The organism is Streptomyces sp. NPDC047043 (genome assembly GCF_040644055.1).
Classification (GTDB): Bacteria; Actinomycetota; Actinomycetes; order Streptomycetales; family Streptomycetaceae; genus Streptomyces.
Genome location: NZ_JBEYVO010000055.1, coordinates 36897 through 47269, shown reverse-complemented (window position 1 = coordinate 47269; position 10373 = coordinate 36897). Strand labels below are relative to the sequence as shown.

General features: G+C 69.3%; 11 protein-coding genes and 1 pseudogene. 5 read left to right on the top strand and 7 right to left on the bottom strand.

What is annotated here, in order from left to right:
- Positions 1 to 91 precede the first annotated feature (91 nt).
- From ABZ880_RS51270 to ABZ880_RS51245, 6 genes and pseudogenes are all read right to left on the bottom strand, one after another.
- Positions 92 to 859: a glucose 1-dehydrogenase gene (locus ABZ880_RS51270; protein ID WP_361278165.1), complete on the bottom strand. Its 768-nt coding sequence runs from the start codon at positions 857 to 859 to the stop codon at positions 92 to 94.
- Positions 860 to 950: 91 nt separating this feature from the next.
- A pseudogene (locus tag ABZ880_RS51265) lies at positions 951 to 1223 on the bottom strand (IMP dehydrogenase); the annotation flags it as partial.
- Between the two features lie 42 nt (positions 1224 to 1265).
- Positions 1266 to 2045, bottom strand: coding sequence for an IS3 family transposase (locus ABZ880_RS51260; RefSeq protein ID WP_361278163.1), 780 nt, complete (start codon positions 2043 to 2045; stop codon positions 1266 to 1268).
- Complete coding sequence (locus tag ABZ880_RS51255) at positions 2002 to 2139, bottom strand: hypothetical protein (RefSeq protein WP_361278161.1); 138 nt, start codon at positions 2137 to 2139, stop codon at positions 2002 to 2004. Before ABZ880_RS51255 ends, ABZ880_RS51260 begins: the two co-directional genes overlap by 44 nt.
- On the bottom strand, positions 2136 to 2444 hold the full coding sequence (locus tag ABZ880_RS51250; protein ID WP_361278159.1) for a transposase: 309 nt from the start codon (positions 2442 to 2444) through the stop codon (positions 2136 to 2138). The genes ABZ880_RS51255 and ABZ880_RS51250 overlap by 4 nt, the downstream gene beginning before the upstream one ends.
- 190 nt (positions 2445 to 2634) lie before the next feature.
- Positions 2635 to 3294 carry a TetR/AcrR family transcriptional regulator gene (locus tag ABZ880_RS51245; RefSeq protein WP_361278157.1) on the bottom strand — a complete coding sequence of 220 codons (660 nt, stop codon included), beginning with the start codon at positions 3292 to 3294 and terminating at the stop codon, positions 2635 to 2637.
- Positions 3295 to 3413: 119 nt separating this feature from the next.
- Here ABZ880_RS51245 and ABZ880_RS51240 point away from each other — a divergent pair, with 119 nt between their 5' ends.
- Together ABZ880_RS51240 and ABZ880_RS51235 are read left to right on the top strand one after the other, a co-directional pair.
- Positions 3414 to 4721 carry an NADH:flavin oxidoreductase gene (locus ABZ880_RS51240; protein WP_361278155.1) on the top strand — a complete coding sequence of 436 codons (1308 nt, stop codon included), beginning with the start codon at positions 3414 to 3416 and terminating at the stop codon, positions 4719 to 4721.
- 2 nt (positions 4722 to 4723) lie between these two features.
- Positions 4724 to 5587 carry an SDR family NAD(P)-dependent oxidoreductase gene (locus tag ABZ880_RS51235; protein ID WP_361278153.1) on the top strand — a complete coding sequence of 288 codons (864 nt, stop codon included), beginning with the start codon at positions 4724 to 4726 and terminating at the stop codon, positions 5585 to 5587.
- Here the strand turns inward: ABZ880_RS51235 and ABZ880_RS51230 are convergent.
- Complete coding sequence (locus ABZ880_RS51230; RefSeq protein ID WP_361278151.1) at positions 5580 to 6233, bottom strand: TetR/AcrR family transcriptional regulator; 654 nt, start codon at positions 6231 to 6233, stop codon at positions 5580 to 5582. The genes ABZ880_RS51235 and ABZ880_RS51230 overlap by 8 nt on opposite strands.
- 163 nt (positions 6234 to 6396) lie before the next feature.
- On the opposite strand from ABZ880_RS51230, the gene ABZ880_RS51225 reads away from it, so the two are divergent.
- The 3 genes from ABZ880_RS51225 to ABZ880_RS51215 are packed head-to-tail and all read left to right on the top strand — an operon-like array spanning position 6397 to position 10372.
- Positions 6397 to 7533: a VOC family protein gene (locus ABZ880_RS51225; RefSeq protein WP_361278149.1), complete on the top strand. Its 1137-nt coding sequence runs from the start codon at positions 6397 to 6399 to the stop codon at positions 7531 to 7533.
- Entirely contained in the window at positions 7530 to 8477 is a 948-nt protein-coding gene (locus ABZ880_RS51220) for a fumarylacetoacetate hydrolase family protein (protein WP_361278147.1), read from the top strand. Before ABZ880_RS51225 ends, ABZ880_RS51220 begins: the two co-directional genes overlap by 4 nt.
- Positions 8474 to 10372, top strand: coding sequence for an acyl-CoA synthetase (locus ABZ880_RS51215; RefSeq protein WP_361278145.1), 1899 nt, complete (start codon positions 8474 to 8476; stop codon positions 10370 to 10372). Before ABZ880_RS51220 ends, ABZ880_RS51215 begins: the two co-directional genes overlap by 4 nt.
- The last annotated feature ends 1 nt before the right edge of the window (position 10373 follow it).

The following is a 10373-nucleotide window of genomic DNA, read 5'->3' as shown; positions in this document are numbered from 1 at the left end:
GCGACCCGCTACGACAAGACCGCCGAGTCCTACCAAGCAGCCGTCACCCTCGCATCGCTGCTGATGTGGGCGTGACATTTGAAGACAACTCCTAGTGGGCGGTGAAGCCACCATCGACGGGGAGAGCTGTTGCGGTGACGAAGCTGGCGCCGGGGCTGCACAGCCACAGGACGGCGGCTGCGACCTCGTCCGCTCGCCCCAGCCGGCCGATGGGCTGTTCCTTGAGGATCCCGGCCATGGCCTCAGCCTGGTTCTCGACCATGTCGGCGACCATCGGGGTGTCGATGACGCCGGGGCACACGGCGTTGATGCGGATGCCCCGCGGCGCGTACTCGACCGCGGCGCTGCGGGTCAGGCCGATGACGCCGTGCTTGGAGGCGTGGTAGGCGGCGCGCTCGGGCAGTCCGACGAGCCCGCCCAGGGATGAGCAGTTGACGATGGCGCCGCTGCCCTGCTGTCGCATCTGTCGCAGTTCGTGCTTCATCGCCGCCCAGACGCCGCGCAGGTTGACGGCGTTGACCTGGTCGAAGTTGTCGGCCGTCTCGTCGGCCGCGTCGGTGGGCGGAGCCTGGATGCCGGCGTTGTTGAACGCCATGTCCAGGCGGCCGTACTCCGTCACCGTGCGCCGTACGGCCGCTTCCACGTGCTGTTCGTCGGTGACGTCGCAGAGGACACCGATCGCCCGCTGCCCGCGGCCGGTGATCTCTTCGGCTGCTTTGTGGACGGCATCGGGGTCGCGGTCGGCCAGTACCACGGCGGCTCCGGAGTCGGCGAAGGTGTGGGCGGCGGCCAGGCCCATGCCGGAGGCGGCGCCGGTGATGAGGGCCACCTGCCCGGAGAAGTCGTAGGTGGGGTTCATGGTGTTCTCCCGTGGAATCAATTGAGGTTCGGCGACCTGCCCGGGATGTTCGAGGTCCCGGGCGAGGGCGGCTGGAAGGGGGAGTGGGGGGTCAGGGCTTGAGCAGGGCCTTGATGGCGCGGCGCTCGTCCATCGCCTTGAATCCCTCTGCGGCCTGATCGAGCGGGAGGGTGAGGTCGAAGACCTTGCCCGGGTCGATCTTGCGGTCCCAGATGAGCTGGATCAGCTCGGCCAGGAACCGGCGCACGGGAGCGGGGCCGCCGTGCAGGTGTACTTCGGAGAAGAACAGTTCCTCGCCCGGCAGTTCCACCCCGTGGGCCACGCCCACGTATCCCACGTGTCCGCCGGGGCGGGTGGAGCGGATGGTGAGCTTGTTCCGCTTTGACAGACACCATCCGTGTGGTGGTCAGGCTGCGAGTGCGGTCTCGTATTCGGCGGGACTGCGGTAGCCGAGGCTGCTGTGCAGCCGGTGCAAGTTGTACCAGCCCTCGATGAATTCGAAGATCGCGGTGCGGGCGGCGGCCCGGCTGGACCAGGTCCTCGTGTCGAGCAACTCCCGTTTGATGGTGGCGAAGAACGACTCGGCGAGCGCGTTGTCCCAGCACTGCCCGGTACGGCCGACGGACAGACGGACGTTCAACTCGGCTGCCAGGGACGCGAGTTCACGGCTTGTGTACTGGCAGCCGCGATCCGAGTGAAAGATCACCGGGCGGGCGGGACGACGCTGTCGGCAGGCCGCCGTGAGGGCGTCGGCGACCAGTTCGGTCCGCAGGTGGTCGGCCGTCGCCCAGCCGATCACCCGGCGGGAGGCGATGTCGATGACGGTGGCCAGACAGAGCCAGCCCTCTTCGGTCGGCACGTAGGTGATGTCGCCGCACCAGCGGGTGTCGAGGCCGTCCGGGTCGGGTGCGAAGTCGCGGACGAGGAGATCGGGCCGGGACGCGGCCCGCGGGTCGGGGACTGTTGTCAGGTGCCGGCGTCTGCGGTGCCGGCCTTCCAGGCCCGCCGCCCGTATCAGTCTGGCAACGCGACGGCGTCCACAGACAGCACCCTCGCGCTTGAGCACGGCGTGGATGCGTGGAGCGCCGTAGGTGCCGCGGGACTTTGCGTGGGCCTCGGTGATCCGCCCGGTCGGCTCGGCGTCACGGACCCGCCCGCGGACCCGGCTTTCCGGTGCGGCGGGCATAGAAGGCGGCTCGGGAGACCTGCAGCAGTTCACACGCCCGCTTGACGCTGTGACCGTCTCGCTTCTCCGCCTCGATGAACGGGTGCACCGTCACCGGGTCTCCTTCGCGAAGAAAGCCGTGGCCCGCTTGAGGACCTCCACGTCCTCCCGCAGCCGGCGGTTCTCCCGCCGCAACGCGGCCAGTTCCTCACGTTCACTGCTGGTCAGGCCATCGCCCTCGCCTGCGTCGGTCTCGGCCTGGCTGACCCACAGCCGCACCGCGGTCTCGGTCAGGTCGAAGTCCTTGGCAACCTGGCCCACCGAGCGGTCACCACGCCGGCACAGCTCGACGATCTCGGCCTTGAACTCTGGCGTGAACGAACGGCGAGGCCGAGGCTTCTTCTTCCCCATGCTCTCCATGATGGACATCCTCCCGGGGTAGAACCCCTGATCTCGGATGTCTGTCAAAGCGGATCAAGCCCAGGGCGAGGACGTGGGGACTGCGGGGCGTGAGTCACGCGTCCCTGCCACCCCATAGGGGTGTCTGGACGGAGGAGCCCACCCAACAGCCAGTTGGGCACTACCTCCAAGCCCGGTCCTTACGGCCGGGTCAAGTTGACGCTTGGGCGCACCCGTAGATCGCGCCCATGAAGACCGAGACGAGTGTGTCCAGCAGGCGCTCCTCGGGCACGGCCGGGGGCGTGCTCGTGAAGGTGCTGAACAGGGACCGCTCCACCATGGAGTTCAGCACGGTGGCTAGGTCGCGGGCCGGGATGCCGTCGGGGGCCGCCCCCCGTCGGCGCTCGGACTCGATCGCCTCCGTCACCTCCACCACAAACCGCTCCATGACCTGCGACCACAGTTCCCTGACGGCGGCGCTGGTGTACTGCGCGGCCGCCGCGGCGGAGGTGATCGCACGGTGGTCGGCGAAGGTCGCGCAGAACGGGCCGATGGCGTCGCGCCACCCCTGCTCCTCGTCCTCTGCGAGCCGTTGGAGTGCGTCACCGCGGTTGGACCGGGCCTCTTCGACGACCCGGTCGAACAGCGCCAGCAGGACCTGTTCCTTGGACGTGAAGTAGAAGTAGAAGGTCGGCCGGGAGATGCCCGCGCCCTTGGCCAGTTGGTCCACGGAGATCTCGGACAGCGACCGCTCACCCAGGAGCCGTTCCGCGGTGGCGAGGATCGCCCGTTCCCGGTCGTCCCCGCTGAAGCCGCGTGCCCTGCGTCCCCTCGTCGACGGTGCAGGCGACGGCTCGATTGCGGAGTCCATGGCGGGAGCCTACCAAGCGCGTTATCGACAAGGCGTTGACTTAATCGACGCAGTGTCGAATGCTGTGACCCGGCCCCGCCGCTGCCCCCTCCCGGGCCGGCGGATCACGCCGTACGTCAATGCCGACGACTCAGGGAGCTGCGGACATGACCCAATCGCCCCACCGAAAACGACTCGCGACACCCCTGAATATCGGGGCGATGACGGTCGCCGGACGGCTGTTCAAGTCCGCCACCAGCGAGACCCGCGCCAGCGCCGACGGGTTCGTCACCGACGAGCTGCTCGCCTTCTACGAACCGATGGCCGAGGCCGGTACGCCGCTGATCGTCACGGGCAACCTGTACGTCTCCCCGCAGGGCAAGTCGGCCGGGCGCCAGGCGGGCATCGACGCCGACGACAAGATCCCCGGCCTGCGGGAGTGGACCGGTCTGGCCCGTCGGAACGGAGTCCGGATCGTTGCCCAGCTCAACCACGGCGGCCGGCAGATCGCCGAGGCGGCGCCGGCCGCCGACCGGATCGTCTCCGCCTCCGACGTACGCGAGCCGCTGTACGGGACGAAGCCGTCCCCGCTGCGGCTGGACGAGATGCCCGGGGTGGTGGAGTCGTTCGTGGCAGCCGGCGAACGCGCCCGGGAAGCGGGATTCGACGGGGTGCAGATCCATGCCGCCCACGGCTATCTGCTCAGCCAGTTCCTCACGCCGCACACCAACCGCCGCACCGACGCCTACGGCGGCAGCCTCGACAACCGTGCCCGGCTGCTCGTCGAGGTACTGAAGGGGCTGCGCGCACGGCTCGGCGACGACTATCCGATCCTCGTCAAGATCAACGGCACCGACGACCTCCCCTTCCGTAGAGGCGCGACGACCGAAGAGCTCGTCCGGGTCGCCGTACGGCTGCAGGACGAGGGCGTCGACGCCGTCGAGGTCTCCCGGGGTCACTACGAGTCCTGGCCCGGCATGATCCAGGGCAAATACCGGGGATTCATCCGGACCAGCCTCACCCTGGGGGCGGGGCGGCACCTCTCGGGTCGGCGCCGTGCGGCCACCCTCGCCGTCGCGCCGTTGGTCGAACACGTCGCCGAGCGACTGCGCCCGCCGCTGGAGGGCTTCAACCTGCCTCAGGCCGAACAGTTCACCCGCGCCCTCGACGTCCCCGTCATCTGCGTCGGCGGATTCCACACCAGGACGGGCATGGAAGCGGCTATCGCGAGCGGGAGAACTGACGCCGTCTCGGCGGCCCGCGCCATGATCGCCGACCCCTATCTGTACCGGAACGTCCTCGGCGACGTCGCCGACCGGCCTGTCTGCGGCTACTGCAACGGCTGCATCGCCCGGTTCAGCGGCCTGCCCGTGGACTGCTACAGCGACGAGATCCGCCGTGACCGCGACGTCATGATCGAAGAGCACCGCGTCAGGACCGGAGAGTGAGCATGCGCACCAGACGGAAGGAGGCCGCCGGCCTTGTCGGCCGCACGGTCGTCATCACCGGCGGCGCCCAGGGCATCGGGCTCGCAACGGCGCGCGAGGTGGTTTGCCGCGGTGCACGCGTGGCACTGCTCGACATCGACGCCCAGGCCGTGACCCGGGCCGCGGCCGAGCTGGGCGACGGGACAACCGCGCTCGGCCTGACCGCGGACGTGTGCGACGCCCCGTCCCTGGAGCGGGCGTTCGCCCAGGTGACCGAGGCCTTCGGCGGCTACGACACAGTGGTCGTCAATGCCGGTATCGGGACTGGCATGAGGACCTTCCGGGCCACCACACCGGCCGACTTCCAGCGAATCATCGACGTCAATCTGCACGGCTCCGCCAATACGGTCAGGGCATCCCTTGACCAAGTCGTCGCCGCGCGCGGCCAGTACGTCGTGGTCTCGTCGGTCCTCGCCTTCAACAACGGTGCCCTGCAGTCCCCTTACGCCACCTCGAAGGCGGCCGTCGAGTCCCTCGGGCGCTCGCTGCGGAGCGAATTGACCCCTCAGCAGGTCGACGTGACGATCGCCTACTTCGCCTACATCGACACCGCCATGAACGCGGCCGTCTGGGCCGACGAGGCCGGCCAGAGCTACGGCGCGTCGATTCCCGGTTTCCTGAAGACCCCGCTGAGTCCCGCCATGGCAGGCCGGGGCCTGGCGGATGTGATCGCCGTACCGCGCAAGACCCTGGTCCTACCGGGACGTTGGAAGACGCTGCTGCTCCTTCGCGGACTGTGGGGCCCGCTGTCCGACCGGGCGCTCGGGCGGGACGAGGGCTTCACGAGAGCCGTGCGGCTCGCGGACCGGCCGAGGGCGCTCAGGTGACAACGAGGGCGTCGACCAGGTCGAGGTCGGGCAGTTCGAGCGAACAGATCCGCGCGGCCTCGTCGGCGGTCATGCCGAAGTGCCGCAGCAGCCCGCGCACGATCACGTCCGAGGACCGCGCGTCGTCGCGGTCGGGCTGGGCGTGCAGCAGCGTACCCAGGGCCAGTTGGGCGCTGACCGTCATCGCCAGCGCGAGGTCCAGGTCCTCCACCTCGAACCGTCCGGCCTCGACCGCGTTCTGGATGTCCCGGCGCGCCCGGGGTCCCAGACCGCGGTCGGAGTGGACCACGTCCAGCCCGTGCTGCAGCAAAACCCTGCTGAGCTGCGGGTAGCGGCGATGCAGGCGGCCGGTCATGCGGAAGCTCTGGGCGTACGCGATCGCCGGGTCGTCCATGTCGGCGGTGAGCCGGTCCATGAGACCACCGAACCACTCCATGGCCTCCTCGACCGCGGTGCGGAAGAGGTCCTCCTTGGTGGTGAAGTGGTTGTAGAACGAGCCCACCCCCACGTCGGCGAGTTCCGTGATTTCGAGGACCGCGACGTCGGTGCGCCCCTCGGCCAGCAGCCGCTGCGCCGAGCACACCAGCGCCTGCCGGGTCCGTGCCCGCCGTTGGTCGACTCGCCGGGACGGGGTCCTGTCGGCCATCGCATCCTCCATCGCAACGCACGCCGATTCAGAGTTGAAGATATCATCAACTCCTTTTTTGCCCAGCGCCGCGGACACGTCCAACTCGTTTTCTGAATGTTTCGTCAGTTCTATTGACTGACATCATCCTCGGAAGTGACGATTTCTTCAGGAGGTGGTGACCATGGCTGTTCACCCCGGCACCCACAACGACCTGCACTCCGAGCAGGGCGCGCTGCCTGGAGAGCATCCGGGGCGCGCGGCGAACCCATTGATCAAGGTCCACGACATCGCGTGGCTGGAGTTCTCCAAGCCCGACCTGGAACGTTCCGAAGTCTTCGGCCGGGCGTTCGGCTTCATCCCGGCGTACCGCGACGGGAGCGAACTGCATCTGCGGGGCACACAGGCCGGCGCCCCGTGCGTGATCATCCGCAGGGGCCGCCGGTCACGGTTTCTCGGTCCGGCTTTCCGTGCCGCAGACACCCGCGATCTGCTGCGACTGGCGGACGCGCTCGGCGCCCGGGTGCTTCCGCTGCCCGAGACGCTGGGCGGATCGGTGGTCGAGCTGACCGACCCCGGCGGGCTGCGGGTGCGGGTCGTCGCCGACACGGGCGAGCTGCCCGCCCTGTCGGGGCAGGGGCCGCAGCGGTTCAACTTCGGCGGTGGCATCGACCGGGTCAACGGCACCCAGCGGCCGCCACGTGAGCCGGCCGGTGTGCGGCGCCTGGGGCATGTGGTCCTGCAGTCGACGACGTACCTGCGGACCCTGAACTGGTACCTGAAGCACCTCGGCCTGATCGTCAGCGACTTCCTCTACTACGAGGGTCAGCGCGAGCGCGGTCCGACGATGAGCTTCATCCGCTGTGACCGCGGCGGCACGCTCACCGACCACCACACCCTGGCCCTGACGCTGGGACCCTCCAACCGGTATGTGCACTCGGCGTACGAGGTGACCGACCTCGACGCACTCGCCGCCGGCGGCCAACACCTTCTCGACCAGGGCTACTTCCGCTCCTGGGGGATCGGCCGGCACATCCAGGGCAGCCAGATCTTCGACTACTGGCGCGACCCCGACGGCTTCCTCGTCGAGCACTTCACCGACGGCGACATGTTCGACAACACCCTCGAACCCGGCTGGGCGCCCATGACCGCCTCCGGCCTCGCCCAGTGGGGGCCGCCGGCCACCAAGGACTTCCTGGGCATCGCGCCCGGACGGGAGTCGCTGGCCGAGCTGCGCTCGATCCTCACCGCTCTTCGATCCGACGACAACGAGTTCGACCTCCACCGCCTGCGCGGCATCCTGAAAGTGGCTTCATCGTGAGTATCAACGTCCTCCGTACCTCCGACTCCTGGTGGGTCGCGCTCGACGAGCGCGAAGCCGTCCCCGTCGACACCGCCGCGACCACGACGGCCGAGCTGCTGGCAGACGTGGCGGCGGTCAGCGCGGCCCGCTCGGAAGGGTCCTCCGCGCAGGCACGCAGCATCAGCACGCTCCCGCTGGTCTCCCCGGTCACCGCGCCTTGCCGGGTGGTCGCGCAGATGACCAACTTCGTCTCCCACGTGCGCGATTCGGGCATGGACCCCGCGACTGTCCCGCTGACGTTCTTCCGCAAGACCTCGGGGTCGATCAGCGGTCCTTTCGAAGAGATCGTGAAGCCCGCCCATGTCCGCTTTCTCGACTACGAGATCGAGCTCGGCCTGGTCATCGGGCGCCCTTTGAGGGTCGGCGCCACCGTGACCGCCGCCAACTGGAAGGACCACGTCGCCGGCCTGGTCATCACCAACGACATCTCCGCTCGCGACGTCCAGCTGCCCAAGACGCAGTTCTACGAGGCCAAGTCCTACCCGACCTTCACACCGGTCGGCCCCTCCCTCCTCCTGCTCGACGCCGACGAACTGGACCGGCTCGCCCAGCTCAGACTCGTCCTCAAGGTCAACGGCGAGATCCGCCAGAACAGTGACCTCGCCGAAATGATCTACAACCCGCTCCAGGCGCTCCAGGAGCTGTCCCGCTTCCAGGCCCTCGCGCCCGGTGACCTGATCCTCACCGGCACGCCCGGTGGGACGGCCCTCAAGGCCCCGCCGAAGGTGGTGGAGATCATCGGCTCCCTCCTGCCTCCCGCGGCCAAGTGGAAGGCGTTCTTCAACGCCCAGGCGAAGAACGCCAAGTACCTCCGCGACGGCGACGTGGTGGAGCTGTCCATCCGCACCCCCGACGGGGCCATCGACCTCGGCATCCAGCAGAACAAGGTGAGGTACGCGTGACCACCAGCACTGACACCGCCGTGACGTGGCCGCGCTACGACCAGCCCGGTGACCTGGCCGCCATCGAGGCCGTACCGCTCGCCGCACGCGGCCTGCCCGGAACGACGTACGACCTGCTGCGCCGCGCGACCGAACAGTGGCCCGATCGGACCGCGCTCACTGTCCTGCCCGACGCCGCGTCCTGGCGCACGCCCAAGAACCGCACCTACGCGGAGCTGCTCGCCGACGTGCACCAGACGGCCAACGCCCTGCACCGGCTCGGCATACGCCGCCACGACACCGTCGCGCTGCTCTCGACGAACTGCGACGAGTTGCTCACCGCCCTGGTGGCTGCCCAGCTCGCCGGCATCGTTACCCCCGTCAACCCGGCGCTGGCCCGCGACCACGTGGCCGAGCTGATCCGCCGCTCCGGTGCCCGCGTGGTCGTCACCGCGTCCCCGGAACTGGACGCGGAGGCCTTTGCGACGAGCGCGGCGCTGGCCGAGACGGGGCTGGTGGATCACGTCCTGATGCTGCGCCCGACTGCCGCCGAGGCGATGGCGGCGGAACTGCCGAAGGCGGGGAACGCCAGCGTGAGTTACCTTGCCGACGTCGCGGCCGACTGCCCGCGCGACCGGTTCCTCGGCGAGCCGCCCACCGCCGCGGACCTGGCCTCCTTCTTCCACACCGGCGGCACGACCGGGGCACCGAAACTCGCCGCCCACACCCATGCCAACGAGATCGCCGACGCCTGGACGATCGCGGCCAACTCGCTGCTCGACGAGAACTCGGTGGTGTTCGCCGCACTGCCGCTCTTCCACGTCAACGCACTCGTCGTCACCCTGCTCGCCCCGGTGTTCCGGGGCCAACGGGTCGTATGGGCGGGGCCGTTGGGCTACCGGGACATCACGCTCTACGCCGAGTTCTGGCGCATCGTCGAGCACTACCGGATCGCCACCATGAGCGCCGTACCCACCGTGTACGCCGTCCTGGCCACCGTCCCCGTCGACGGGGCGGACATCAGCTCGATGCGTGGTGCGGTGGTCGGGGCCTCTGCACTGCCCGAGGGCGTGCGGACGAGCTTCGAGACAGCGACCGGAATCTCCCTGCTGGAGGGATACGGGCTGACCGAGGCGACCTGCGCCAGCGTCCGCAGCTTCCTGGAGCTCCGCCGGCCCGGATCGGTCGGGCAGCGGATGCCGTACCAGCGCATCCGGATCGTCGACGCCGAGACCGGCGCGGAGCTGCCCGCCGGAGAGACGGGCGCCATCCTCATCAGCGGGCCCACCGTCTTCCCCGGCTATGTCGAGAGACGCGACGAGAACGGCTACCGCGTCAGCGGACAGGGCAAGATCGTCGACGGCTGGCTGGACACTGGCGACCTCGGTCACCTGGACGAGGACGGCTTCCTCTACCTCACCGGCCGCGCGAAGGATCTCATCATCCGCGGCGGCCACAACATAGACCCGCGGGTCATCGAGGACGCCCTGCTCTCGCATCCCGCAGTAACCGGAGCCCAAGCCGTCGGCCAGCCCGACCAGCGGGCGGGCGAGGTACCGGTGGCGTATGTGACGGTCGGGAACGACATGGTCGGCGAGGCCGACCTCCTCGCGTGGGCCGCCGAGCACGTCAGCGAAAAGGCCGCCGCCCCCAAGGCCGTACGCGTCCTCGACGCCCTGCCCATCACCGCGGTCGGCAAGCCCTACAAGCTCCCACTGCGTGCCGACGCCACCCGCCGTGTGCTGGCCGAAGCCCTCGTCGACCTCGACGACGTCGAAGAGGTGCGTGCCGATGCCGACTCCGGGACGGTCACGGTCACCGTGACTCTGCGGGCGCGGTCGGCCGAGGCCGAAGTGGAGCGCAGGCTCGGCGACTTCGCCGTGCCCTGCCGCATCGTGACGCTGAAGGGCGACTGAC